At 39.0% G+C, this 26,323-nt stretch carries 19 protein-coding genes; 9 read left to right on the top strand and 10 right to left on the bottom strand.

Annotation, left to right across the window (positions count from 1 at the left end; translation table 11 throughout):
• Positions 1–19: 19 nt before the first annotated feature.
• The 4 genes from ACYQ0E_RS12105 (at position 20) to ACYQ0E_RS12120 (ending at position 4,708) form a co-directional block, all read left to right on the top strand.
• The gene (locus ACYQ0E_RS12105) at positions 20–370 is read left to right on the top strand and encodes a ribulose bisphosphate carboxylase small subunit (protein ID WP_460188479.1); all 351 of its coding nucleotides are present in this window, start codon (positions 20–22) and stop codon (positions 368–370) included.
• Positions 371–700: 330 nt separating this feature from the next.
• Positions 701–1,519 carry a CbbQ/NirQ/NorQ/GpvN family protein gene (locus tag ACYQ0E_RS12110; protein WP_460188480.1) on the top strand — a complete coding sequence of 273 codons (819 nt, stop codon included), beginning with the start codon at positions 701–703 and terminating at the stop codon, positions 1,517–1,519.
• A gap of 165 nt (positions 1,520–1,684) precedes the next feature.
• A complete protein-coding gene (locus ACYQ0E_RS12115; RefSeq protein WP_460188481.1) occupies positions 1,685–4,018 on the top strand; it encodes a nitric oxide reductase activation protein NorD in 2,334 nt (777 codons plus the stop codon).
• 117 nt (positions 4,019–4,135) lie between these two features.
• Positions 4,136–4,708 (top strand): hypothetical protein, encoded by a 573-nt coding sequence (locus tag ACYQ0E_RS12120; RefSeq protein ID WP_460188482.1) that lies wholly within the window; start codon positions 4,136–4,138, stop codon positions 4,706–4,708.
• A gap of 72 nt (positions 4,709–4,780) precedes the next feature.
• Here ACYQ0E_RS12120 and ACYQ0E_RS12125 read toward each other — a convergent pair whose 3' ends face one another.
• The 10 genes from ACYQ0E_RS12125 to ACYQ0E_RS12170 all read right to left on the bottom strand — a co-directional run bounded on the left by ACYQ0E_RS12125 (position 4,781) and on the right by ACYQ0E_RS12170 (position 20,789).
• Positions 4,781–5,656: a tetratricopeptide repeat protein gene (locus tag ACYQ0E_RS12125; RefSeq protein ID WP_460188483.1), complete on the bottom strand. Its 876-nt coding sequence runs from the start codon at positions 5,654–5,656 to the stop codon at positions 4,781–4,783.
• 167 nt (positions 5,657–5,823) lie between these two features.
• Positions 5,824–6,888: a class II fructose-bisphosphate aldolase gene (gene fba / locus ACYQ0E_RS12130; protein ID WP_460188484.1), complete on the bottom strand. Its 1,065-nt coding sequence runs from the start codon at positions 6,886–6,888 to the stop codon at positions 5,824–5,826.
• A 122-nt stretch (positions 6,889–7,010) separates the two neighbouring features.
• Positions 7,011–8,453: a pyruvate kinase gene (gene pyk / locus ACYQ0E_RS12135; RefSeq protein WP_460188485.1), complete on the bottom strand. Its 1,443-nt coding sequence runs from the start codon at positions 8,451–8,453 to the stop codon at positions 7,011–7,013.
• A gap of 270 nt (positions 8,454–8,723) precedes the next feature.
• Positions 8,724–9,905, bottom strand: a complete 1,182-nt coding sequence (locus ACYQ0E_RS12140; protein WP_460188486.1) for a phosphoglycerate kinase — start codon at positions 9,903–9,905, stop codon at positions 8,724–8,726.
• A gap of 260 nt (positions 9,906–10,165) precedes the next feature.
• Positions 10,166–11,164, bottom strand: a complete 999-nt coding sequence (gene gap, locus ACYQ0E_RS12145) for a type I glyceraldehyde-3-phosphate dehydrogenase (RefSeq protein WP_460188487.1) — start codon at positions 11,162–11,164, stop codon at positions 10,166–10,168.
• A gap of 228 nt (positions 11,165–11,392) precedes the next feature.
• Positions 11,393–13,381, bottom strand: a complete 1,989-nt coding sequence (gene tkt / locus ACYQ0E_RS12150; RefSeq protein ID WP_460188488.1) for a transketolase — start codon at positions 13,379–13,381, stop codon at positions 11,393–11,395.
• A 338-nt stretch (positions 13,382–13,719) separates the two neighbouring features.
• The gene (locus ACYQ0E_RS12155) at positions 13,720–16,902 is read right to left on the bottom strand and encodes an efflux RND transporter permease subunit (protein WP_460188489.1); all 3,183 of its coding nucleotides are present in this window, start codon (positions 16,900–16,902) and stop codon (positions 13,720–13,722) included.
• The gene (locus ACYQ0E_RS12160; protein WP_460188490.1) at positions 16,899–18,131 is read right to left on the bottom strand and encodes an efflux RND transporter periplasmic adaptor subunit; all 1,233 of its coding nucleotides are present in this window, start codon (positions 18,129–18,131) and stop codon (positions 16,899–16,901) included. The genes ACYQ0E_RS12155 and ACYQ0E_RS12160 overlap by 4 nt, the downstream gene beginning before the upstream one ends.
• 266 nt (positions 18,132–18,397) lie before the next feature.
• On the bottom strand, positions 18,398–19,645 hold the full coding sequence (locus ACYQ0E_RS12165; protein WP_460188491.1) for a multifunctional CCA addition/repair protein: 1,248 nt from the start codon (positions 19,643–19,645) through the stop codon (positions 18,398–18,400).
• Between the two features lie 172 nt (positions 19,646–19,817).
• Positions 19,818–20,789, bottom strand: coding sequence for an NAD(P)H-binding protein (locus ACYQ0E_RS12170; RefSeq protein WP_460188492.1), 972 nt, complete (start codon positions 20,787–20,789; stop codon positions 19,818–19,820).
• Positions 20,790–20,923: 134 nt separating this feature from the next.
• Here ACYQ0E_RS12170 and ACYQ0E_RS12175 point away from each other — a divergent pair, with 134 nt between their 5' ends.
• The 5 genes from ACYQ0E_RS12175 (at position 20,924) to cydB (ending at position 26,284) form a co-directional block, all read left to right on the top strand.
• Positions 20,924–21,220: a YcgL domain-containing protein gene (locus tag ACYQ0E_RS12175; RefSeq protein WP_460188493.1), complete on the top strand. Its 297-nt coding sequence runs from the start codon at positions 20,924–20,926 to the stop codon at positions 21,218–21,220.
• A 157-nt stretch (positions 21,221–21,377) separates the two neighbouring features.
• Entirely contained in the window at positions 21,378–21,989 is a 612-nt protein-coding gene (locus ACYQ0E_RS12180; protein WP_460188494.1) for a superoxide dismutase, read from the top strand.
• 402 nt (positions 21,990–22,391) lie between these two features.
• Positions 22,392–23,687 carry an NAD(P)/FAD-dependent oxidoreductase gene (locus tag ACYQ0E_RS12185; protein ID WP_460188495.1) on the top strand — a complete coding sequence of 432 codons (1,296 nt, stop codon included), beginning with the start codon at positions 22,392–22,394 and terminating at the stop codon, positions 23,685–23,687.
• 239 nt (positions 23,688–23,926) lie between these two features.
• A complete protein-coding gene (locus tag ACYQ0E_RS12190; protein WP_460188496.1) occupies positions 23,927–25,282 on the top strand; it encodes a cytochrome ubiquinol oxidase subunit I in 1,356 nt (451 codons plus the stop codon).
• Positions 25,283–25,285: 3 nt separating this feature from the next.
• A complete protein-coding gene (gene cydB, locus ACYQ0E_RS12195) occupies positions 25,286–26,284 on the top strand; it encodes a cytochrome d ubiquinol oxidase subunit II (protein WP_460188497.1) in 999 nt (332 codons plus the stop codon).
• Positions 26,285–26,323: the final 39 nt, after the last annotated feature.

Below are 26,323 nucleotides of genomic sequence, written 5' to 3' on the forward strand. Positions count from 1 at the left end.
TAATTAGGAGAATATATAAATGAGTATTCAAGATTACCCATCACGCGTATCAGATCCTAAGTCACGTAAGGCTGAAACATTTTCATACCTTCCGAAGATGACTGCAGAGCAAGTTAAAGCTCAGGTTCAATACATCATTGACCAAGGCTGGAACCCTGCGATTGAACATTCAGAACCTGAACGTGCTTTCGATTATTTCTGGTATATGTGGAAACTACCGATGTTCGGTGAAACTTCTGCAGACGCAGTACTAGCTGAAGTAGATAATTGCATCAAAGCTAACCCAAACAACCACGTTCGTTTGATTGGTTATGACAATTTCTCTCAGTCTCAAGGTGCTAACATGCTTATTAAGCGTGGTGATATGTAATAACAGCGTTAAACGCTCTTATTAATATCGGATGCTCTTTATAGATTTACCAGGCCTGGTAAATCTATAAACCATCCACCTTATTAGGCTAGAAAACTTTTCTAGTCTAACCAAATTCCGAGAAATGCCTAATTGATTAAGATTAGGTGTTTCTTACCCAGGTTTTCTAAATCACTTTTTATACCTCATGATTTAGTTAAAACAGGTCGGCTGGCCCCGAAACTGGCCGATCTTTCACTTTAGATTTGTTTATTTCTATTACTATTAAGTGAACAAATCTAAAAGTTTGAAAACTCTTTTTTGAATTTGTCATGCTAACGGAGAAACCCCATGTCAGAAGTCAATGCATTAGACCCATCACAATACCTAATTAAAGACGAGCCTTTTTACCGCCCTGTTGCGGATGAAGTTGAGCTATTTGAATCTGGTTACGCATCACGTATGCCTATCATGCTTAAAGGACCTACCGGTTGTGGTAAGTCACGTTTTGTTGAGTATATGGCTCACAAATTAAACAAGCCGCTTATTACGGTTGCTTGTAACGAAGACATGACTGCATCGGATTTAGTGGGTCGCTTCTTAATTGATATTAACGGTACTCGTTGGCAGGATGGTCCTTTAACCGTTGCCGCACGTATCGGGGCAATTTGTTATTTGGATGAAGTGGTTGAAGCACGTCAAGATACCACCGTTATTATTCACCCATTAACGGATCACCGTCGTATTTTACCTTTAGATAAAAAAGGCGAACTACTAGAAGCACATCCAGATTTCCAGTTGGTTATCTCTTATAACCCTGGTTATCAGTCAATGATGAAAGATCTTAAGCAATCAACTAAACAGCGTTTTGGTGGATTCCGTTTTGATTATCCAGAAGCAAAAATTGAAGCAGACATTGTTTCTAAAGAAGCAGGGATTGACCATGCAACGGCTGAGAAGTTGGTTCAAATTGCACAGCGTTCACGTAACCTTAAAGGTCACGGTTTAGATGAAGGTATCTCAACCCGTCTATTGGTTTACGCAGCACAGTTAATTAACAAAGGTGTTGACCCTAAAAAAGCCTGTACTATGGCGCTAATTACTCCTTTAACAGATGATGATGATATCTTAGATACATTATTAACAACGGTAGATACATTTTTTGAATAAATCTTCCAGGCCTGGTAGAGCCATTTAATACGGCTCCCAGGTGCTCTGTTGAATTAAAAGAGACCTTTGCACGAGTGAATACACGAATAATAATGGCTAAAAATCCACATTTTTCTAATGCATCTCACTCAAGCTATGGTCTTCAAAAATGTATAGGATAATGTTATGAGTTTTGATCTAGAAGAAGTCAAAGCATCACTGATTAAAAGTGTTCCTCAACTTGAAGAAACCCTTGACTCATTGATACAAGAAGCTTCTCACTACATGAATGAGCACTCTCGTGAAGAGTGGTTAGACAATGCAAATGCCCTTGCCTATCTTGGTAAAGGTCAAAATGTAGTGGTGAGCTATCTTGAGTCTGTGCCACAGGTTATTGCTAAAGTTGAAGACGAGATTCTGGACGATATCCACGAAACCGTAATGAAACTTTCATCGGTTACATCGGGTGAAGTTATTTCACTTGTTTTGGACTCTTTACCAACGGTTGCTGATAAAACACGTGATATTGATTTAACCCGACAATATTTAGCCCTTATTTACCAAATTGGTTCTAAAACACCACGTGGTATGCGTCCAATGTTAGCCAACATGGACGAGATGATGACAAAGCTAACAGTTTCTGGCTTACGTCGTTGGGCACAATGGGGTGCGCAAGCGCATGCACGTAACTTTCCTGCGCAAATTAAATACTTTGGTCTAGAATCAGAAGATTCAAAAGCCGTATTTCAACAGCAGCGTAAAGGTTCATTGTTTATTGATTTTCACCGCCCAATTAACTTTTATTTACGTGCATTTTGGGCTCGTGACTTTTTTATTCGTCCAGCGGCTGCAGATTTTGAAGACTTTAAGCCTTACTTTGAAAACATGGCTTTACATTTACCGGATGCCTTAAATGATTTAGGTGATGTAAAAGGTAGCGAACTGTATAGAGCAATGGCAGCGCATTTAGCGTCACACATTTGTTACAGTAAAGCCGCTATCTCAATGGAACAGTTAACGCCGCAACAGATGTTCTTTATAGAGATCATCGAAGATGCTCGTGTGGAATATAACGCCATTAAACAGTTCCCTGGTTTACGTAACTTGTGGATGAAAGTCATTAAAGCAAGCCAAGAGCAAATTGATTTAGATCCTAGATCAAATGCTTACCGTGTTGAACAGCTTGCTATTAAATTAATGAATCCAGATTACGACTTACAAGATGACCAATTAATGATTGTTGCAGACAAGTTCTATGCAGAAATCGAAGAGAATCTTGATAATGAGAAATGGTCTTGGGATTTAGGGGTTTTATTACATAACGTTTTAAATATCGCCACCAATAAATGGGTTTCTTTAACGGAGTTAAATAAACAACGTTTTGGCTATCGTGATGATAACCGTTTTGTTTGGGCTTCTGAAGAATGGGCTGAAATGGAAGGCGGTGGTAGCAGTCATCAAGAAACGGTTCGTAAACACGTTTCTGTTATGGAAATGATTAACGAGATTGATTCTGAACTGGTTGATGTAAACCACGATGAAGTTTGGGTATTAGGCTCTGAACTCATGCCTTATGAAGATAACGGCATCTCGTGGAATGAAATGGAAGGTATTGAGCCAATTTCTGAGCCTTACCATTATCATGAATGGGATTATCGTGTTCAGTTAAACCGACCAAGCTGGGTAACGTTATATGAGCGTCGTGCTAAAAAAGGTGACCCTGAACTTTATAATCGTATTCTTGATGCCAATAAAGGCATTGCACACCGCATTAAACAAATTGTTGATAAGTTACAAGCTGTTGGTTTGCAACGTATACGCCGTTTAGAAGATGGTGATGAATTAGACTTAAATGCTTGTGTTGAAGCCATTACCTCAATTCGCATGGGGCAAGAGCCAGATCCACGCATTACCATGAAAAACGTGATTCGAAGTCGTGAAGTATCGGTGGTTATCTTATTGGATTTATCAGAATCGACTAATGAAAAAGTAGCCGATTCAGACAGAACCATTCTTGAGGTCACTCAAGAAGCCGCCATATTGGTTTCACATGCCATTAATGGTATTGGAGATCAGTTTGCAGTACACGGTTTCTCATCAGATGGTCGTCATGATTTACAGTATGTACGTTTTAAACAGTTTGACGAATCATTTGATTCTGATGTTCATGAACGTTTAGCCGGCATGCAAGGCGGATTATCTACTCGTATGGGTGGGGCAATGCGTCACGCAGGACATTATCTTGAACAGCAAAACAGTAAACAAAAACTACTGTTAGTGATTACCGACGGTGAACCTGCGGATATTGATGAACAAGATGGTCAGTACTTAAAACAAGATGCTAAAAAAGCGGTTGAAGAGTTGCAATCAAAAGGCATTCATTCATACTGCTTAACCATTGACCAGTACGCGGATAAATATGTACAAAATATCTTTGGTCAAAACCGTTATGCTATCGTTGATGATGTAATGAAGTTACCAGAGAAATTGCCACAATTATTTGCTAACCTGACCACTTAATTAACAATATATTTTAATTAAGTCATAACCCTAGTCAGGCAATCCTGACTAGGGTTTTTTTATACGCCAATTTGATAAAATACAATATAAATAGTGCAAATTAATTAGGATTAAACCATGAATACAGAACAGTTTACACAAGCTTTAACTGAGTTTTCAGATGAAAACTATCAAGCTATTCTTGATGGCGCAGCCTTAATCATCTTTGAAGATAAAGCCTTAACCTTAGGGAAAGCACAACAAGCCTATGTTATTTTTGAAATGGGTGAAGAAAAATTTGATTCTATTTCTGAGCTAAAAGCATCGCTTATTGAGCGTGCAAACGATTTAATTCATGAATATTATCAATACAACCCTATTAGCAAAATGCACTTTAATAACCAACTTAACACGCTTATTAGAGAACATGGCGCCAATGCCTTTGTCACCATGCCAGGACAAGAAGCTACGGTTAAATTATTTATAGAAGGTAGCCACGTCATTCTTGAAACCAGTGAAAGTCCAAGGTTTAAATATGGCTTTTGTTTAGTTTTAAAAGACAAGGTACTGCCTCAGGCATTAGAAAACAAGGTTAAAAACTGGGTATCATCTGGTAGTGCTTATGATGACTATATTAGCGTTAATGTATGTCGCTTTAGCAGTACAGATATGGACGTTGAAGACAGCAGTTCTTATTCAGGTTCTTTATAATAATCTCTTTCGTACTTCCATAAAAAAGGGCAGTTTAACCGCCCTTTTTTATGGTTTCAAAATCTCTATTTTTTATTTAGCTAACATATTACCCAGAATTCTGCGGGCATCTTTGGCTAACTCAGGTTGACTATCTTCCAACATATTAATAATGGTTATAGTGAGTTCTTGTGCAGCACCCTCTTTAAATCCAGGCATATTTTCAAGGATCTCAAATGTTTGATCTAAAGCTTCTTCAAAAGCATGTTCAGCAACAAAACATACCGCTAAATACAGTCTGGCTTCATAATTGGCTGGATCTTCTTTAACCATCTTAATTAAATTTGCCAGGCCTGGTGTTTTAGCCGCTAAATCTTTGAAGGTCATTTGACCCACTATGGCTTTACCTATCTCTGAATTTTTATCTTTATCTGGTAGACGGTTAAATAAAGATTTTGCCTCTTCTAGTTCATTCATATCTAATAATATTTGAATCATATCCAATGCAATACGTGTATTGACTGGATCAGCCTGTATTGCTTCAGTAAGCGTTTTTATAGCACCAGCGGTGTCATTATTAAGATGCATCTGTTTGGCCTTCTCACGCAACTCATCTGATGCTTTATAAATACCGTAAGACTTTAATAATGCGGCTAGTTCTGCTTCTTCTAAAAGTCCAACTTCTTGATGAACCATTTCTGAGTCTTTAAAAACTTTTAAAGTAGGTACATTAACGATCTCATATTGCTCACGTAAATCTGTCTCCATATCAATATCAATACGAGCCAATAAAAACTGCCCCGCAAATTCTTCTGCAAAGCTTGAAAGAAGATTTTCATACTGAATACACGTTCCTAAACTTGGACTCATAAACAACGCAAAAACTGGTAACTTATATGAATTCATTAATACAACTGAATTGAAATTACTTTGCGAAATTTCAAAGTTTAAAACTTGTTTATCACTCATCTTTGCCTTCCTTAAAAATTAATAAACTTATTATAACAGCATAATTAAAGGCTACTATTACATGGCGTTATGTTCTATATAACTAGTTCTCTAGATGAATATATAATCTTTAGGCATAAAAAAACCCGCTTAATGCGGGTTTTTTTAAGTTCAGAATAAACTGTTATTTATTTAACAGTTTGGTTTAATGAACCAGAAGCATAACGAGCTTGCATCTCTTCTAAACCAAGAGATTTGATTTTAGAACCGTGCCCTGCACATCCAAATGCTTCAAAACGTGATTTACAAATTTCCATCATAGCGTTTTCAGCTGCGTTGAAGAATTTACGTGGATCAAAGTTAGAAGTATTTTCAGATAAATGCTTACGAATCGCACCAGTAGAAGCCATACGTAAGTCAGTATCGATGTTTACTTTACGAACACCATATTTGATACCTTCAACGATAGCGTCAACAGGAACACCGTAAGTTTGACCCATATCACCACCGTAGTTATTGATGATTTCTAACCACTCTTCTGGAACAGAAGAAGAACCGTGCATTACGATGTGAGTATCAGGAATACGCTCGTGAATTTTACGGATTTGATCAATCTTAAGAACGTCAGCACCAGGCTTAGACGTAAACTTATATGCACCATGAGAAGTACCAACCGCTACTGCTAAAGCATCAACGTTAGTATCTTTAACAAATTGTGCTGCTTCTTCAGGATCAGTTAATAGACTGTCCATATCAAGTTTAGCATCAGAACCGTGACCATCTTCTTCACCCATCATTCCAGTTTCTAATGAACCTAGGCAACCAAGTTCACCTTCAACAGAAACACCACCAGCGTGTGCGATTTTTACCACTTCAGCAGTAATACCAGCGTTGTATTCATAAGATGCAGGTGTTTTCATGTCTGCTTCTAACGAACCATCCATCATTACTGATGTAAAACCAGACTGAATTGCGCGTAAACATACGCCAACATCAGAACCGTGATCCTGGTGCATAACAACAGGAACGTTAGGGTACATTTCAACTGCCGCAGCAATCATGTGACGTAACATTGGCTCACCAGCGTACTTACGAGCACCAGCAGAACCCTGAAGGATTACTGGAGAATCTACCGCGTCGGCTGCGCGCATAATTGCACGAACTTGTTCCATGTTGTTTACGTTAAACGCCGGCATACCGAAGTTATTTTCAGCTGCGTAGTCCATTAATTCACGAAGTGTAATCATCGCCATCTGCGAGACTCCTCTAGTTGGTTTTCAAAAAAGTTATCTTTGTATTTTAACAAGTTTTTATAAACTCGCCAATTTGTATTTGCTTGTACTTTTGTAATCAAGCAAACCAGTCAAAGGTTAAATTATGGAAGTTTTACAATTTCCATTTTGTTTGTTCCACCCATAGTGCCATTTACTTCACCACGAGTCATAAGAATTAAATCACCTGATTTGGCAATTCCAAATTCTTTAATGCGATCTAGAATTGATGATTTAACTTCTTCATCTGTTAAGCCATCATACGTTAAGCTTGATGGATATACACCACGGAAAAGGGTTACTTTACGACGTGTATTTAAGTGTGGCGTTAAGGCGATAATTGGCATACCAGAACTGATACGAGACATTAATAATGCTGTATTCCCAGATTCGGTTAAGGCGGCAATACATTTCACACCAAAATGGTTAGCGGCATACATAGTTGCCATTGCAATCGTCTCATCAACCGCAGTAAATGATTCATCAATACGGTGAGTTGATTCACGAGAAGTACGTGACTTCTCTGCTTCACGACAAATATTACCCATTGTTTGAATTACTAAACTTGGAGAATGCCCAGTCGCTGTTTCACCAGAAAGCATAACGGCATCCGTACCATCCATTACTGCGTTAGCGACGTCAAAAACTTCGGCACGAGTTGGGATTGCGTTTTCAATCATGGTTTCCATCATCTGCGTAGCAGTGATCGTCACTCGGTTTAATTGACGCGCACGTTTAATCATTTTTTTCTGTAGCGCTGGTAGTTGTGCATCACCGACTTCAACCCCTAAATCACCACGTGCAATCATAATGACATCAGACGCTAAGATAATACCATCAAGAGTGGCATCATCAGCAACCGCTTCAGCGCGCTCTACTTTAGAAACGATACTGCAGTTTAGTCCTGCTTTAGAAGCTAAAGAACGGCAATATTCAACATCTTCAGCTGAACGTGGAAACGATAGTGCCAAATAGTCTGCATCAATCTCTGCAGCCGTCAGAATATCTTCTTTATCTTTATCTGTTAACGCGGCCGCTGATAAACCACCGCCCGCAAGGTTAATACCTTTATTGTTAGATAAAGCCCCCCCCACGATTGTGATTGTATTAACACGCTCACCTTCTACGTTTTCTACTTCAAAAACTAAACGACCGTCATCCAATAAAAGCTTGTCGCCAGGCTTTACATCATAAGGTAGATTTTTATAAGTTAAACCTACTTCATGCTGGTTACCTTCGTTAACATCTACGGCATTATCAAAAGCAAATTTATCACCTGCTTTTAAGAACACTTTGTCTTCAGCAAAACGAGCAATACGTATCTTAGGGCCTTGAAGGTCAACTAACACACCCACTTGTCGGTCAAATTTTTCGGCAATATCACGCACGGCTTGTGCACGTTTAATATGTTCTTCTGGGTTACCATGTGACATATTAATACGTACAACGTCTACACCCGCTTTAATAATTTTTTCTAATTCACCTTCACGGTCCGTAGCAGGACCTAAAGTTGCAACAATTTTTGTTCTTCTTAAACCACTTGGCATTTTGTTTTTTTACCTTTAAAAAATTGAACTTGTTAGCGTTCAAAAAAGATGTCTCGCAAAATAAACTCTAAACGGAATAAACAGCCAATCTTTTGGCTGAAGCGTCTTAAGTGTTATTTACCGAGTCACCCTCTTTTTATGAACCTTCCTAATCTAACAAAGTTATATGACAATCAAATGAAAACAACCTGAACAAGTTCAAGCTGTTTAATACTACCAGGCCTGGTAAATTAAAGTTTACCAGGCCTGGTTATTTATTCGCAAAACGAATTATTTTTTAGCAGCCGCTTCTAACATAGTAACTGCTGGAAGTTCTTTACCTTCTAAAAATTCTAAGAAAGCACCACCACCTGTAGAGATATAAGAAACTTCATCCGCAATATCATACTTATCGATAGCAGCTAATGTATCACCACCACCAGCAATAGAAAATGCTTTTGATTCAGCAATCGCCATAGAAATTGCTTTAGTTCCTTCACCAAACTGGTCAAATTCAAACACACCTACTGGACCGTTCCAAACAACCGTACCGGCGTTTTTAATGATTTCAGCTAGTTCTGCGGCAGAATCTGGACCAATATCAAAAATCATATCGTCATCAGATACTTCAGAAACATTCATAGTTGTTGCTACTGCTGTTTCTGAGAACTCTTTACCACAAACTACATCAGAAGCTAAAGGAATAGCTGCACCACGAGCTTCCATGATTTGATTTAGTTTCTTACAAGTAGGCACTAGATCTGTTTCAGAAAGTGATTTACCAACGTTATAACCTGCTGCTTCGATGAATGTATTCGCAATACCACCACCAACAACTAACTGGTCTACTTTCTCAGAAAGAGATTCTAAAACGGTTAATTTAGTAGAAACCTTAGAACCACCAACAATCGCAACCATTGGGCGAGCTGGGTTATTTAAAGCTTTACCTAATGCATCAAGTTCAGCCGCTAAAAGTGGGCCTGCACACGCTGTATCAGCAAATGCACCGGCACCGTGTGTTGATGCTTGTGCACGGTGAGCCGTACCAAATGCATCCATAACATAGACATCGCAAAGCGCTGCGTACTGCTTAGATAATTCTTCAGTATTTTTCTTTTCACCAACGTTAAAACGTACGTTTTCTAAAAGAACTACTTCACCATCAGCAATATCAAAACCACCTGCTAGGTAATCTTTAACAAGACGAACTTCTTTACCTAATTTTTCAGAAAGGTTAGCAGCAACAGGAGCAAGAGAGAACTCTTCAGCATATTCACCTTCAGTTGGACGACCAAGGTGAGACATAAGCATTACTTTAGCGCCAGCTTCAGCAGCCATTTTAATAGTAGGTAATGAAGCACGAATACGCGCATCAGAAGTTACTTTTCCATCTTTAACTGGAACATTTAGGTCTTCACGAATCAATACGCGTTTACCAGCTAAATCTAGATCAGACATCTTAATTACAGACATGTTAAGTCCTCTTTCTTAATGTTTAAACTGTACTCAGAAAAAATACAGCATTGGGATTTAAATTAAATTCACTTCTTGATACTTAGCCACAAATACAAACAAGAGAATTTAATTTGGAGAAAAACTTCTCCAAACTAAAACATAATAATTAATTGATTCGCTCAGTAGCGAGTTGAGTTCAAGGCGGGCGAAGGGAGTGTGCAAGTGCACACGACCGACAACCAACGAAGAAATCAGCCGCTAATGAGATGAATCAATAATTATTTTCCTACGTGTTCTACTACACGCATCATGTTACAAGTGTAGCCATACTCGTTATCGTACCAAGCAACCACTTTAACAAATGTAGAGTCTAGAGCAATACCTGCTTTAGCATCAAAAGTAGATGGGTGAGAATCACCACGGAAATCAGTAGAAACGTTTGCTTCTTCTGTATAACCTAGAACACCAGCCATTGCACCTTCAGAAGCGGCTTTCATTGCTGCACAAATATCATCGTAAGAAGCTTCTTTTTCTAGCTCAACCGTTAAGTCAACAACAGAAACGTCAGAAGTTGGTACGCGGAAAGCCATACCAGTTAGTTTACCGTTAAGAGAAGGAAGTACTTTACCTACTGCTTTAGCCGCACCTGTTGAAGATGGGATGATATTTTCAAGAATACCACGACCACCGCGCCAGTCTTTCATTGAAGGACCATCAACTGTTTTTTGAGTCGCCGTTGCAGCATGAACCGTTGTCATAAGACCACGTTTGATACCGAAGTTATCGTTAAGTACTTTAGCAACTGGCGCAAGACCGTTAGTTGTACAAGAAGCTGCAGAAACGATTGCTTGACCAGCGTACTCTTCATGGTTAACACCATAAACGAACATTGGAGTGTGATCTTTAGATGGTGCAGATTGCACAACTTTTTTAGCACCAGCATCAAGGTGAGCTTGACATGATTCTTCAGTTAAGAAGAAACCAGTACATTCGATAACTAGGTCAGCACCTACATCAGACCAAGCTAGGTCAGCAGGGTTACGTTCAGCTGTAATACGGATAGTCTTACCATTAACAATTAGGTTTCCGCCTGAAACTTCAACAGTACCGTCAAAACGACCGTGTACAGAATCATACTTAAGCATGTATGCTAGATATTCAGGATCTAATAAATCATTGATTGCAACGACTTCGATGTTTTGAAAATCTTTTGCTGCTGCACGGAAAGCCATACGACCGATACGGCCGAAACCGTTAATACCAACTTTAATTGTCATTGAGTTTTACTCCAATTGTTACCAGGCCTGATAATGTTTATGTTATTAAGCCTGACTTATAAAAAATATAAAAATAAAATTTTATTTTAAATAGCCGATGAATCCATCAACTATTTATCAAATTCTTAGTTCGCTACTAAGGTTGGTGACTTCTAGAAGGACTGCGGGAGTGTATTAAAATACACAACCGTTAGACCCCAAAACCAAGTCACCGCTCTAGCAGAGAAATTACTTACCTAAAACTTTGTTTGCTGTAGCAACAACGTTTTCTACTGTGAAACCGAACTCTTTAAATAGTTCGTCAGCAGGCGCTGATTCACCGAAAGTAGACATACAAACTGTTCCACCGTCAAGACCGATGTATTTATACCAACCGTCAGCAACACCCGCTTCAATTGCTACACGTTTAACACCAGGAATAAGTACAGAATCTTTATAGGCTTGATCTTGCTCATCATAAGCACCAGTACAAGGCATAGAAACAACACGAACATTTGCGTCCATTGCTTCAGCTGCTTCTACCGCTAGACCTACTTCAGAACCAGTAGAGATGAAGATAATGTCTGGTGTACCAGCACAATCTTTTAATACATAACCACCTTTTTCGATGTTTTTAACTTGTTCAGGCGTACGTTCCATAGGTGTTAACGCTTGACGAGAGAAAATTAACGCTGTAGGTGCATCGCTACGTAAAATAGCACGTTTCCAAGAAACTGCAGACTCAACCGCGTCACAACCACGCCAAGTTTGGAAGTTTGGAATAACGCGCATAGTTGCTAACTGTTCAACAGGCTGGTGAGTAGGACCATCTTCACCTAGACCGATAGAGTCATGAGTGTAAACATAGATAGTACCAATCTTCATTAATGCAGACATACGTAAAGCATTACGCATGAACTCCATAAACATAAAGAATGTTCCACCAAATACTTTGAAACCACCGTGAAGAACCATACCGTTCATCATGTGTGCCATACCAAATTCGCGAACACCCCAAGATAGGTAGTTACCGTTAGCATTTTCTTTGTTAACCTTAACCATCTTAGACCAGTTAGTTAAGTTAGAACCTGTTAAGTCAGCAGAACCACCAAACATTTCAGGTAATAGCTCACCTAATTGTTCAATTGTTTTTTGTGATGCTTGACGAGAAGCCAACTTAGGCATATCAGCCTGAGTTTTAGCGATAAACGCATCCATATCCACTTCGAAGTTAGCTGGTAAGTCACCCGCCATACGACGTAGAAATTCAGCTGCTTCAGCTGGGTAAGCCGCTTTATAAGCTTCAAATTTTTCGTTCCAAGCTGCTTCATCTTTAGCACCTTGTGCTTTGTGATCCCAACCAGCGTAAATATCTTCTGGAATCTCAAATGGAGCTGCAGTCCAACCTAGTTCTTTACGAACCAAATCGATTTCATCATCACCTAAAGGTGCACCGTGACAAGAGTAAGTACCACACTTGTTAGGAGAACCAAAACCGATAACTGTTTTAGTACAGATTAAAGTAGGCTTGTCTGTTACTTTCTTAGCTTCTTCAATTGCTGCATTGATTGCTTCAGCATCATGACCATCAACGTTAGGAATAACGTGCCAGTCATAAGAAACAAAGCGTCCAGGAACGCCTTTTTCCATCCAATCGCCAATGTTACCGTCAATAGAGATGTCGTTGTCATCCCAGAAAGCGATTAACTTACCAAGACCTAAAGTCCCAGCCAATGAACATGATTCGTGTGAAAGACCTTCCATTAAACAACCATCACCCATGAAAGCATAAGTGTAGTGATCCACGATATCGTGACCAGGCTTGTTGAACTGTGCCGCTAAAGTACGCTCGGCGATCGCCATACCAACTGCGTTGGTAATACCTTGACCTAAAGGACCTGTTGTTGTTTCAATCCCTTCTGCATAACCGTACTCTGGGTGACCTGCTGTCTTAGAGTGTAACTGACGGAACTGCTTAATATCGTCCATGCTTAGGTCATAACCAGAAAGATGTAATAGAGAATACATAAGCATTGAACCATGACCGTTTGAAAGTACAAAACGATCACGATCAGCCCACTTAGAGTTTGTCGGATTGAACTTCATGTGGCTGTTCCACAATACTTCAGCAATATCCGCCATTCCCATTGGTGCGCCTGGGTGACCAGAATTTGCTTTTTGAACTGCATCCATACTTAACGCACGGATTGCATTTGCTAGATCTCTACGAGTTGCCATACAACTTCCTCAACTATTTTAAAAATTCGGTGCTTGTGGGATAAATTTATTGATTAATCAGTACGTTAATTCTTCTGCTACCAACTTGTTAAAAAACTTCAATAACTTCCACAATATAAATTTGGACGATTATTCTCTCTTAAAAAGACAAATTCATCAAGTTTTCTTATCTATTGATTGCTTCTATTTAACAAAAAAAACGAAAAAACGGCCTGTTATTTAATAAATAATTTGCTTTTAATTCCATATTTGATTTTTTAAAGAATCAAATTAAAGAATCAAATCAATATAAAAAACCCAGGATATACCTGGGTTAAATATCAATGAATTTATTATGACTACTCGATGAAGCTTGGAATATTTTCATTTTCAGTTAGATTTTTTTGTGGTTTTTTTCTTTCTATAAAGCTTTCGTAATAAGACAGCATTGCAGGCAAAACCAATAAAATCAAAAAGGTAGAAAATATTAAACCAAAAGCTATGGCGGTTGCCATTGGGATTAAAAACTGAGCCTGAAGCGACGTTTCAAATAACAGTGGTGTTAAACCCGCAACGGTTGTTAATGAGGTTAACAAAACCGCTCTAACCCTTTGAACAGCTGCCTCTTCTAAGGCTTTATTAATACCTAAACCTGATTCACGCAGTGATTTATAAAAGCTCACCAAAATAATTGAATCATTCACCACAATACCTGACAAACCAAAGAAACCAAACATAGATAAGATTGTCATATCTAGGCCTAACCACCAGTGTCCAAGAATAGCGCCAATTAAACCAAAAGGAATGGCCATCATAACCACAAGTGGCCAGCCATAAGATCCAAACACCCAAGCTAAAACAATGTAAATCATGGACAATCCAATCAATAGACCAATTTTCATATCGGCCATGGTTTCTGCTTGGTTTTTACTTTGACCTTCAATACTGTAATGAATACCGTATTTTCTTTCTAGTTCTGGCAAGGCTGTTTTTTGCAAACTTTCTAAAATTTGATTGGCATTATTGGCATTTCTATCAACATCACCTATAACAGTCACCGCCAGTTGGCCATCAACATGGCGCATGGCATCAAAACCTTGTTGAGTAGTCCAACTTGCAACAGAACTTAATGGCACACGTTCTCCATTAGGTGAAACCACCTGCATCTTGTTAATTGTGCCCAAAGAAGCTTGTTGTGAAGTAGGGAACTGAACTCGTACCTCAACTTCGTCTTCGCCATCGGTAAAGATTTGTGCCAAACGCCCAGAAAATGCATCGGACAATTGTCGGCCAAGCGAAACATAAGTAAACCCTAAGGCTTTACCTTGCGGGGTAAGTTGATAAATTAACTGATCACGTCCAAAAGGCAAGTCATCTGTAATACCACTCACACCTTGCACCTGCTCTAGAACTTGCTCTAAATCTAAAGCCGCATGCTTAAGTTTTAAAGGTTCTGCACCAAATAAGCGTACATCTATATCACTCCCCGGTGGCCCTGCTTGAGGCGCACTAATAGTTAAACTATCTAAACCAGGTGCGTTACCCGCTTTTTGCTTCCATACTTTCATAAATTCTGCATTACGCGTTTTGCGTAAGTCTGGTTCTACTAATTCAATATTAATGGCTGCAAAATTGGCACCTGCTTGTGTTGTAGTTTCGTTGTAATGCACCACTGCGACTTTAAGAATACCTGGTTCTAACTCTTTTTCTGTGGCTAATAACGCAGTATATAAATGGTCTACATAATCCGCTGAAACGGATGCAGGAGTACCGGCTACAAAACTTACATTGGCATTAAGCTTGGTTGATTCTGGCGAAGGAAAAAACACAAACCCTAATCGACCACCCGCTAATAACCCAATAACAAAGATCATTAACGCTAAGGTTGTGGCAATCGTAATACCTCTATGACCGAGTACCCAACGAATTACCGCTCTAAATTGATGATGCCTAAAATGGTTTATACCGGCATCTAAACGGTAACGAATAGAACCTTCTTTGGCTTTTTTTACCCCTTTTAAAGCATGGCGCAAGTGGCCTGGCAAAATGGTAAAGCTTTCTAATAATGATGCAAAAATAACCGCAACAATTACAAGCGGTATAGCAAATAAAATATTACCTACTTCACCCCCAATAAGCATTAAAGGTAAAAACGCCCCCACGGTAGTAAGTGACGATGCCACCACGGGCCCCAACATACGGTGCGCACCACCTTCTGCCGCTTGTAAATCTGGTTCACCCATTTCATGATGTGCCAGCGCGTCTTCGCCGACCACGATGGCATCATCAACAATAATCCCTAAGGCCATAATTAAGCCAAACAAACTCACCATATTGATAGAGCCGCCCGCTAAATACATAATCATTAAAGTGGCCATAAACGAGATTGGAATACCAACCGCTACCCAAAAAGCAACTCGACCATTCATAAAGATATAAAGAATTAATACCACTAAAATCAAGCCACCAATACCATTATTAACCAACAACATAATACGTTGATTAACCAATGACCAAGTCTCGTCATATACTTGTAAATGCACACCTTTAGGCAGTTGTGGTGTAACGTCTTTTAGCCAGTCTTGCATAATTTTAGAAGATTTAAGCGTATCACCACCTTCGGCACGCATTAACTGCATTTCAATAGCTGGCGAGCCATCTACCATTAAGTAAGGCGAATTTTTAGTGGGGCGGCGTTCTACCTTAGCAAGGTCACCCAAAGAAAGGTTTTGTGAATCAGACACCACCAAAGGCATTTGGCTAAAGGCAACAGCACTGCGTTTTTGTTCAAGAGCACGTAAGTCTCGCACACTATCATCATCACCCACAGAACCAGCAGGATAATCACTGCTCATGCCTGCAACCTTATCACCAACTGACTCTAAAGTAAGATTGTATTGATCTAGCACGTTTTGGGATATTTCAATGGCCATTTGGTCCGTAGGCAGGCCTGTAAAATTGACTTTATCAATACCTCGATTCAGTAACTCTCGTTCAAAACCACGCACTAACGGTCTAAGTTCTGACATACTCCCTTTGTCTGAAATAACCAATAACCGGGCAATCGGCTCATAACGCACAACACGTTCTATTATTGGCTTTTGGGAGTCTTGCGGCAAATTTCTAAGCTCGCCTACCCGCTGATTGATTTGATCAATCGCCTCAATCATGTCCGTGCCTTCTTTAAACTTTAAAGAAACAGAAGCCACACCGAGAGAAGACGTTGAAGTCATCTCATCTAAATTATCTATATTGCGTAGCACACGTTCGACAGGATCAGTAACACTGGTTTCTACATCTTGGGCGTTTGCACCTGGCCAAATAATTTTGACTGACGCATAATCTAAAGTGAAGTTAGGAAAAAACTGAACATTTAGCTTCATTAACGCCACAATGCCAGCGAGAATCATAATAATCATTAATAAATTTGGTGCCACTTTATGTCGTGCAAAAACGCCTATAAAGCCACGTGATTTAAACTTTTTTTCTTTGGGGTGAAGGTCTAGATCATCTTGTTCAGAAGAGGTTTCCAACTGGCTCATTTTTTCACCTCAGAAACTTTTAACCCAGTTGTTGCATTTGGTAAATGCGTCACACTTACTTTTACACCTTCTTTAAAATCGGGCTTAACCAATGCCCACAACTGATTGTCACGCTGCACCTCACCGACTAATTGAACCGTATGCGAAACCAAACGATCACCATCAACCAAATACAATCGGTCATTACCGTAAATAGCGCTATAAGGCACGGCCAAAACATCACCCTTTGCAACACCCGTAAGATTAATATCCATTAATGCACCAGGTCTTGCACCCAAAAGACTAATAGGTAGTTTAAAGAAAGCGTCTACACCACTGGTTGTCGCCTCACCAGACAGCCTTAATAAAGGTAATTCAGTTCGGCTATTATCAGTTTGTACAAAGGCATTAAGCGGCTCATTATTACGCAATGCCTTTTCTACTAAAGCTAATTGGGTCACGGGTAATTTGGCACGTAGCTCTAAACTATCTAAAGCATAAAAACTCAACATGACTGTGCCTGTACTCACACGAGAACCTTCACTGACTTTTACTGAAGCGATGCGTGCATCATAAGGCGCAACCAATTGACCACGCTGCAAATTTAATTGCGCCTGCTCTAAAGAGGCTTGGGCTTTTTCTAAAGACGCTTGGGCTTGAATCAATTTTAACTGGTTTTCTTGCACCGCTAATTTTGCGCCTACTACTGTATATTCTTGTCTTACCAAGGCTTCGTTAGCCGCATCAAGTGACGATTGTGAAGCTAAGTTTTTTTGCATAAGTTGTTTAGCACGCTTTACCGCCACCTGCTTTAACTCTAATACTTTACTTTCGTGATCCAAACGTTTTTTGTTTGCGACATTGGTTAATTTTTGTAATTGCAATTGCGCCTTAGCATTTTCTGCTTCGGCCTTAGCTTGTTGCAAAGGGATCATTAAATCGGCTTGGTCAATAAACACTAACTTTTCGCCTTTTTTAACGGTTTGCCCTTCTTTTACATACACCTTTGAAATAACACCTGTAACGGGTGCAGAAGCCAAAACCATAGAATAAGATTCAACCGTACCATACAGTTTTTGCACAGGGGCTAAACGTTCAAACTTAGCGGTTAACGTATCCACCATCCAAACTTTTTCTTTAATATCAACAGGGGCTTGCACGGGTTTGGTTGATTTCATATACACAAACACCACTACCGCTAAAGCAATAATAATAAGTGGAATAAGAAAACGTTTTATCTTTTGCAACATAAGTTTGGCTCTTTTAAATTTGGCTTATTTGGTTTAAAAACAAACCAAGTTTTGAATTATTTTTAGCATTTTACCAGGCCTGGTAAAATGCTTTTTTAAAGTTTATATAAAACACGTACTTAATGAGACTTTTGCAGGAGTCAAGGCGCGATAAAAACGGCGACAACTCACCTGTTTTTTTGTTGAATAACTTGCTAATAGCTGGCTATTACTTGCATGATTCCTACGCCTCTCTCGCTCAACGGCCTTTTAATAAAAAATAGTCTTTAAGCAGAATAATTTTGAATAAACGTATGAATATTTTGTAAACGTACCTGTTCAATCGCAATGGCAATTTGCGCGCCTTGTACACCGGTTGCTAAAATCTCTTGATTATTCACTTGATTAGCGACCTGTAACACGGCCAACCAAAATGTTTTTTGCGGGTATTCTCTTTGCTCAAATCCTAAACGGCCTTTGGCATCGGCTTCACACGCTAATAATATAGCCTCAAACTGTTTAGCATCCTTTAAAGCCCCACACTGTTTTAATACTTTTAAATAGGTTTGCGGTTTTAAATGTGGCAAACCTTCAGAAGTTAAACCCTGATGAATCAAGCCATGAAACTCGGTGACTTTTTCCGCCATTATCTGTATTTTTTTAGGCAATTTATAGCGGTTAGCGAGTTGCGAAACCAAAGGTACACCTGCGGCCTCGTGGCCATGATGTTTAGGCCACAATTCTTTTGGTGTAATCCCTTTGCCTAAATCATGAACTAATGCCGCAAAACGTACATTTTCACAAGGGCTTAATTTTGCAGCCGCATCTAACACCATCATGGTATGAATCCAAACATCACCTTCAGGATGGTGCTTTTCTGGCTGTGTAACGCCGTGCAAAGCATACAGTTCGGGAAACAAAACCTTTACCGCCCCCACACTATCAAGCACTTCAAAAAACACACTCGGCTTATCAGTATTTAACGCTTTAGTGACTTCTTGCCAAACCCGCTCTGGTGTTAAATCTTGCAATTCTCCCGACGCTGTCATTTGGGTCATCAATTGTTTGGTTTCATTTGCCAATGTAAAACCATATTTAGCCAATTTAGCCGAAAAACGTGCAACCCGTAAAACGCGCAAGGGATCTTCTTCAAAGGCGCTAGACACATGGCGCAAGACTTTATTTTTTAAATCTTTTTGACCTAAATACGGGTCAATAATGGTGCCGTCTGTATCTTGAGCCATGGCATTAATCGTTAAATCACGACGAATCAAATCTTCTTCAAGTGTTACCGATGGATCAGAAAACACCTCAAAACCATGATAACCACTTCCCACCTTTCGTTCGGTTCTGGCTAACGCATATTCTTCTTTGGTTTTTGGGTGCAAAAATACCGGAAAATCTTTACCAACCTGTTGGTAGCCTTGTTCAAGCATTTGTTGTGGAGACGAACCTACTACCACCCAATCGTGGTCAAAGGCTTTTGCGCCTAACAAGGTATCTCTTACTGCGCCACCAACTAAATATATTTTCATTCTTTTACAACCTATAACTTGTGAGTCCAACTTGGTGCTTATCTATGCAGCCATTTTAGTCAAAAACCAACTGCCCAACATAACCTATTTTTGATTTAAGTTATACAGATACAAAAAAGCCGTCATCATGACGGCTTAATACTGTTTTTCAGTTTGAAATAAATCAACTCTTTTAAACAAGCTCTTTTGGATTTCTACCCGCTTCTTTACGGTAAAAGTTGTAGCGTTCGCGAATATCGTGTGGCGCTGCATAGGTAGAAATTGACCACTCTAAACTGCTTGGCGTAAAACCAAATTGAGTCGTAAAGTCATTATCTGTCACCATATCTTTAGCAAGCATAAACAGTTGCGATTTAGACACAGAAGCAATCGGAGAAAAAGCGCCAAAAAATGATAAAATTTTTGCATTTAATTTACACATCGGAAAAACAATTGCATCTTTTTGCATTAATTCCGCTACCAATTCACCTAACTCTTTTAAAGTTAAACGCTCTTCACCAGCCAGTTCAATTTTTTTACCAAACGTATCGGCATTATTAATTGACCCAACAAATGCTTGCGCAAAATCTTTAATCCATAAAGGCTGCACCACCGTATTAGAGTTGGCGACCATTAACAAATCAATACGTTTAAGCTGTTTTATAAAACGTGTTGTTGTGTCATCACCTTCCCCAATTAATAAACTGGGTTTAAAAATAGTGACTTTAGCCTTGGCGACATTGTGCATTAGGTTATCTAACTCACCCAGTTCACCAAACCAATTTGAATTAGGCGCTTCATTATTTGCGCCTAACTGTGACAAACTCAATACACGTTTTACACCCGCTGTTTCAGCAGCGGATTTAATTTTTTGGGTTACCGTAGTTAAGTCTTTTTGTTCAACCATTTCAGTTGTTGTTGAGCGGTCTGTGATTAAATTCACCACAATGCTTGACTCAGCAACCGATTCTTTTAACTGTTGTGCGTTGTCATAACTCTCTAAAAGGTGCAACGTAGTATTCGGATAAAGCAAAAACTCTCTAAATCTTTCAGGACGTTTTACAATCACTTTAACTTCATAACCGGCTTTTGACAGTTCATTTACAACAGATTTACCGACAAAACCTGTACCACCAAATACGCTGACTTTATTTCCTAATAACATGCTTTACCCATTTCATTATCTTTTACCAAACCGAACAAGAATAAGTAAATGCTCATGTAAGGTCAAGTTTTAATCTCATATAGATGCTGACTATTTTGATACAATATGCAAAAAATTTAACCTAGGATTCAATCATGACAACCATTAACGTTTCTGCTTTTCGTAGCCATAAAAAGGCTGAACTATATCTATTTGTTCCTGAAGAAAAGGGGCTAGATGGCTTACCAAATGAGCTATTGGTTATGTTTGGAGAGCCTGAACACATTATTGACTTTGAACTCAGCGCCGATAAAAAACTGGCGCGCGAAGATTCTGCCACCGTCATGAAAGCCTTAACAACAAAAGGCTACTTTATGCAGATGCCACCCAATGAAGTTGAAAAAATGGGAAATATGACTCCGCCACCAGAACGTTTAGACAATATTTGCTAAATTAATTTCTTTAGAATACGTTCACTTTAATTTAAAAACTGAACAAAACTCAAAATTGAGTAACCAATTAAATTACTCAAGTATTTACAAACGTTTTAATGTGAATACAATAGAGTTTTACTTCAAATCATCCACACAAAATTACAAGGAAATCATCATGGCCTTTTCACTTCCAGATCTACCTTATGACTACAATGCATTAGAAGTTTCTATTGATGCACGTACCATGGAAATTCACCACACAAAACATCACCAAACTTACATTACTAACGTAAACAACGCTATTGCTGATACTGAATTAGCCGATATGTCTTTAGAAGATATGATGGCTAAAGCAGGCACTTTACCTCCAGCGGTTCGTAACAACGGTGGTGGACATTGGAACCATTCTTTCTTTTGGGAAGTTATGTCTGGTGACAGCATGGGCGCACCAACTGGTGCATTAGCCGATGACATCAACGCTACTTTTGGTAGCTTGGATGACCTAAAAACTAAATTCAACACTGCGGGTGCTACTCAGTTTGGTTCTGGTTGGGCATGGTTAACAGTTTCTGCTGACGGTAACTTAGAAGTTTCTTCTACTCCAAACCAAGACAACCCTTTAATGGATTGCGCTAAGGTTCAAGGAACACCTATCCTAGGTTTAGACGTTTGGGAACACGCATACTACCTACGTTACCAAAACCTACGCCCAGCTTACATGCAAGCTTGGTGGGATGTAGTTAACTGGAATAAAGTTTCTGAACTTTATTCTGCAGCTAAAGCATAAGACTTTACGCTTTAGTCTTTACGTTTTAATTACGTACTAAAATAAACCACTTTTACATTCAAAAGTGGTTCTATTAAAACCTCCTCTCTTGAGGAGGTTTTGCTTTCTGGCCTCCTAATCAAATTCATCTCAACTTTTTATTCCACTTAGCTTTCGTCAAACTTCTACAAAGTAGCCTTATTAGTTATTTCTTTTAATACTTAAAATCTCAAAGCTTAAGAGAAGCTATATTTTGTCTAAAAACTTTATATCAAATTGCCATGCTGCACCATTCTTTATTCAGCTTTTAATGCCTTTATGAACACAGTTTGTCTCTTTGATTTTTAGTAAAAAAAATGTGATACATTGAGCTCGAAGTTCATAAATTATATTTATAACACCTTACCTTTATGGAGGTCCGTTATGTCACAAGCTACTCAACCACATGTCGTAGTTTTAGGCGGAAACTTTGCAGGATTAGGTTCTGCACAAGCGGTACGCAAATACGCAGGTAAAGATATTAAAATCACTGTGTTAGATCAAAAAAACTATCTACTCTATGTTCCCAATATCTCAACTGAAATTTTAGAATCCGATAAATTCAATCTCGAAAAATCACTTACCCTTAACCTTCCAGACACGCTTAAAAAAGACAATATTCACTTTATTCAAGCACAAATTACTCAGATTAACGCTAATCAAAATAATATTAAATTTATACCCAATGAACGCCCAGGAGCCGAAGAACAAATTCTTAACTACGATTTCTTAGTCGTGGCCGTGGGTTGTGAATTGGCCTATGACGATATTGAGGGATTTGCAGAATTTGGCGATACCGTATCCGATTTTTATCATGCAAAAAAACTACATAAAAAACTCACCGAAGACTATCAAGGTGGCAATATTGTTGTGGGTTCTGCCTTGTTTAAACAAGGTAATGGTGCCCATGGTTTAGAGCCTTACCCTGGCGGAACAATCCCCGATGCTAAAGCGGCCTGCGAAGGGCCACCAGTAGAGGTTTCGCTATCGCTAGCCACTTGGTTAGGCAAACATAAAAAAGGTGGCCCAAAAAACATCACGATTACCACGCCAGCAGAGATGATTGCAGAAGATGCAGGCGAAAAAGTGGTTACCCAATTGTTAGAAGCGGCTTCTAGCATGGGCTTTAATTACATTAACAATACAGGCGATATAGTTAAGCTTACCAAAGACACTATTGAATTTGAAAATGGCCAAGTCATTGAGGCTGAGCTTAAAATCTTATTTCCTAACTGGAAAGCACATAAGTTTTTACACGGACTCCCAATTACAGATAATCAAGGATTTGTGATTACCGATTTGTATATGCGCAACCCCAAATTTACCAATGTCTTTGCCGCAGGAGATTGTGCGGCAGCAACCATGCCAAAACTTGGCGCAATTGGTCACCAAGAAAGCGATATTATTGGCCGTCAAATAGCCAAAGACACCCAAAAAATGCAAGCCAACGAAGCAGACACAGCATTAGAACCTGTTGTCTTTTGTATTGGCGATATGGGCGGAGGTAAAGGGTTTTATATTCATTCAAACTCTTGGTTTGGTGGCCCTAAACAAACGTTAGAGATGGGACGAATGCCACACTTTTTAAAAATGCAATACAAACATATGTTTATGAATAGTGATGGAAAAATACCACTTTGGGGATTAGAAGTCGCTGAAATATTGGCCGAAAAAATGTAACTAAAAGCGTTTTACCAGGCCTGGTAAAACGCCCCATCAATGCGATTATGTAAATACAAAATACCTTTTAAACACCCTATTTAATCTAAAGAAAGCACTGTCTATGTCATTACTAATACATTAAATAGGGTACAAACCATGCCAAATTATTTTTACGTTAAGTCTACATTATCAAACATTCAACTAAATCAATATAATCAGCCTCGTTTAGAGGTGTTTTTATTCAAAGGTTAACGCTTATGGAAGCCTTACTTGATCCAGCACTGTTACCCCGAATTCAGTTCGCTTTCACTATTGCTTTTCACATTATCTTCCCTGCTTTATCCATTGGTATTGGAAGCTATCTACTTGTAACCGAAGGCTTATGGCTATGGAAAAAAAATGATGTTTATTTAGCCATTTTTGATTACTGGAAACGCATTTTGGCTATTACTTTTGTCTTAGGCACGCTTACGGGTTTAACCATGTCGTTTCAATTTGGCACAAACTGGAGTGCGTTTTCAGACAAAACTGGGGCAATACTTGGCCCTCTTATTGCCTATGAAACTGAATCGGTGATTTTTCTACAAGCCATATTTTTAGGCATTTTATTGTTAGGTCGTCATCGTGTGAATAAACACGTGCATCTATTTGCCACTGCAATGGTTGCGTTAGGATCTGTCATTTCTGCCTTTTGGATTTTAAGCGCTAATTCATGGATGCAAACACCAGCCGGTTTTAGTATGAATGATATGGGTCAATTTATACCTGTGGATTGGTTTGCTATTATTTTTAACCCATCTATGCCCTACCGTTTTGTACATATGGTTTTAGCCGCGTATTTAGCAACAGGGATTTTTATAGGAGGCGTTGCCGCTTGGCATTTATTAAAAAATTCGCAAAACTTAGCTGCGCGTAAAATGTTTTCAATGGCCATGTGGATGGTAATTCTTTGTGCGCCAATACAAATAATTGCCGGCAACCAGCAAGCCTTAAACACAGCAAAATATCAGCCTGCCAAAATGGCTGCTATTGAAGGGGATTACCAAACGGAACGTGGTGCGCCATTAATCTTATTTGGTTTTCCTGACGACAAAACCCAAACCGTTAAAGATGCTATTTCGATTCCCAAAACAGGCTCATTAATGCTAACCCATTCACTTGATGGTAAGGTCGCTGGTTTAAATGCGTTTGCTAAAGACAAAAGGCCACCATCACTCATTATTTTTTGGGCATTCCGTATTATGGTTGGCTTGGGCTTTTTAATGCTTTTATTAGGCGCATGGTCAGCCATTAAACGCAAACAAAAAACTTTATTTATTAGCCGCAAGTTATTATGGGCAAGCCTGCTTATGACTCCTGCTGGTTTAATCGCCATTCTTGCAGGTTGGGTCACTACCGAAGTTGGTCGTCAACCTTATACGGTTTATGGCTATCTTTTTACCTCCGATTCCGTTTCAACCACACCAGCTGTATTTGTAACTGGCTCGCTAGCCGCTTATATAATCTCGTATTTATTTATGCTCGTTTTTGCCCTTTATTTTTTATTTAAACAGCTTAAAAAAATGCCCAATAATAGAAGTATTCACACCCACAATTCCCCCAAGGAGTTTTAAGTTATGGATTTAATTACGACTTGGACAGCCATTCTTATTTTTGCCCTATTTATGTATGTAGTTTTAGATGGTTTTGATTTGGGTGTCGGCATTTTGTTGCCGTTTTTTGCAGAACGAAAACATCGTGATCAAATGGTCAACAGCATTACCCCTTTTTGGGATGGAAATGAAACTTGGTTGATTTTTACAGGCGTTTGTCTTTTAGGGATTTTCCCCAAATCGTATTCCATTTTATTACCCGCTTTGTATATACCGGTTATAGCGATGTTATTAGGTTTGGTTTTTAGAGGTATCGCATTTGAATTTAGAGAAATGAATCAAGCCTGGAAACTACGTTGGGATATTGTTTTTCACATAGGTTCCGTTGTAGTCGCTTTTGCTCAAGGCGTCATTTTAGGCAGTCTAATACAAGGAATCGACACACAAAATGGGCAATTTGTGGGTAATTGGTTAGCCTGGATGAGTCCGTTTGCCTTATTCACCGGGTTTGCCGTGGTGGTCGGTTACGCCTTAATGGGGGCAAGCTGGCTCTTTATGAAAACCACCCTTAATTTGCAAGAAAAAGTCCGTTTATACAGCGCATATGCATTGGCCATAACCTTTATAACCTTAATGATTATTAGTTTTTGGACAACGAATTTAAACCAATATTATTTTAATAAATGGTTTGATTGGCCACGGTGTTGGTTTACTTTGCTTATTCCTCTACTTTCTATTACCGCCATATTATGGTTTATATATGGGCTTTATAAACAGCAACATCGCATACCCTTTTTAGCCTCAATAACACTGTTTGCATCGGGTTATATTGGCGTACTCTATAATATATATCCTTATATTTTACCGCCAAGTTTAACGTTTAAAGCCGCTGCCGCTCCAGACAGCAGTTTGCACTTTTTATTAATGGGCACTTTAATTATGCTACCTATTGTCGCTAGCTATTTTATTTATAGTCACTGGGTTTTTAAAGGCAAAGTACACACCGAATATGAAGGTTATTAACCTTTTTTGAACGCTTAAAAATAAAATAGCCAGGCAATA

The sequence above is a fragment of the Thiomicrorhabdus hydrogeniphila genome (assembly GCF_054656895.1).

Excerpts from the sequence above, each read along its gene's own strand:
- cydB (WP_460188497.1), top strand. The coding sequence starts at position 25,286 with ATGGATTTAATTACGACTTGGACAGCCATTCTTATTTTTGCCCTATTT.
- ACYQ0E_RS12110 (WP_460188480.1), top strand. The coding sequence starts at position 701 with ATGTCAGAAGTCAATGCATTAGACCCATCACAATACCTAATTAAAGAC.
- ACYQ0E_RS12180 (WP_460188494.1), top strand. The coding sequence starts at position 21,378 with ATGGCCTTTTCACTTCCAGATCTACCTTATGACTACAATGCATTAGAA.
- ACYQ0E_RS12160 (WP_460188490.1), bottom strand. The coding sequence starts at position 18,131 with ATGTTGCAAAAGATAAAACGTTTTCTTATTCCACTTATTATTATTGCT.
- gap (WP_460188487.1), bottom strand. The coding sequence starts at position 11,164 with ATGACAATTAAAGTTGGTATTAACGGTTTCGGCCGTATCGGTCGTATG.
- ACYQ0E_RS12155 (WP_460188489.1), bottom strand. The coding sequence starts at position 16,902 with ATGAGCCAGTTGGAAACCTCTTCTGAACAAGATGATCTAGACCTTCAC.
- ACYQ0E_RS12105 (WP_460188479.1), top strand. The coding sequence starts at position 20 with ATGAGTATTCAAGATTACCCATCACGCGTATCAGATCCTAAGTCACGT.
- ACYQ0E_RS12120 (WP_460188482.1), top strand. The coding sequence starts at position 4,136 with ATGAATACAGAACAGTTTACACAAGCTTTAACTGAGTTTTCAGATGAA.
- pyk (WP_460188485.1), bottom strand. The coding sequence starts at position 8,453 with ATGCCAAGTGGTTTAAGAAGAACAAAAATTGTTGCAACTTTAGGTCCT.
- fba (WP_460188484.1), bottom strand. The coding sequence starts at position 6,888 with ATGGCGATGATTACACTTCGTGAATTAATGGACTACGCAGCTGAAAAT.
- ACYQ0E_RS12175 (WP_460188493.1), top strand. The coding sequence starts at position 20,924 with ATGACAACCATTAACGTTTCTGCTTTTCGTAGCCATAAAAAGGCTGAA.
- ACYQ0E_RS12115 (WP_460188481.1), top strand. The coding sequence starts at position 1,685 with ATGAGTTTTGATCTAGAAGAAGTCAAAGCATCACTGATTAAAAGTGTT.
- tkt (WP_460188488.1), bottom strand. The coding sequence starts at position 13,381 with ATGGCAACTCGTAGAGATCTAGCAAATGCAATCCGTGCGTTAAGTATG.
- ACYQ0E_RS12170 (WP_460188492.1), bottom strand. The coding sequence starts at position 20,789 with ATGTTATTAGGAAATAAAGTCAGCGTATTTGGTGGTACAGGTTTTGTC.
- ACYQ0E_RS12185 (WP_460188495.1), top strand. The coding sequence starts at position 22,392 with ATGTCACAAGCTACTCAACCACATGTCGTAGTTTTAGGCGGAAACTTT.
- ACYQ0E_RS12190 (WP_460188496.1), top strand. The coding sequence starts at position 23,927 with ATGGAAGCCTTACTTGATCCAGCACTGTTACCCCGAATTCAGTTCGCT.
- ACYQ0E_RS12140 (WP_460188486.1), bottom strand. The coding sequence starts at position 9,905 with ATGTCTGTAATTAAGATGTCTGATCTAGATTTAGCTGGTAAACGCGTA.
- ACYQ0E_RS12165 (WP_460188491.1), bottom strand. The coding sequence starts at position 19,645 with ATGAAAATATATTTAGTTGGTGGCGCAGTAAGAGATACCTTGTTAGGC.
- ACYQ0E_RS12125 (WP_460188483.1), bottom strand. The coding sequence starts at position 5,656 with ATGAGTGATAAACAAGTTTTAAACTTTGAAATTTCGCAAAGTAATTTC.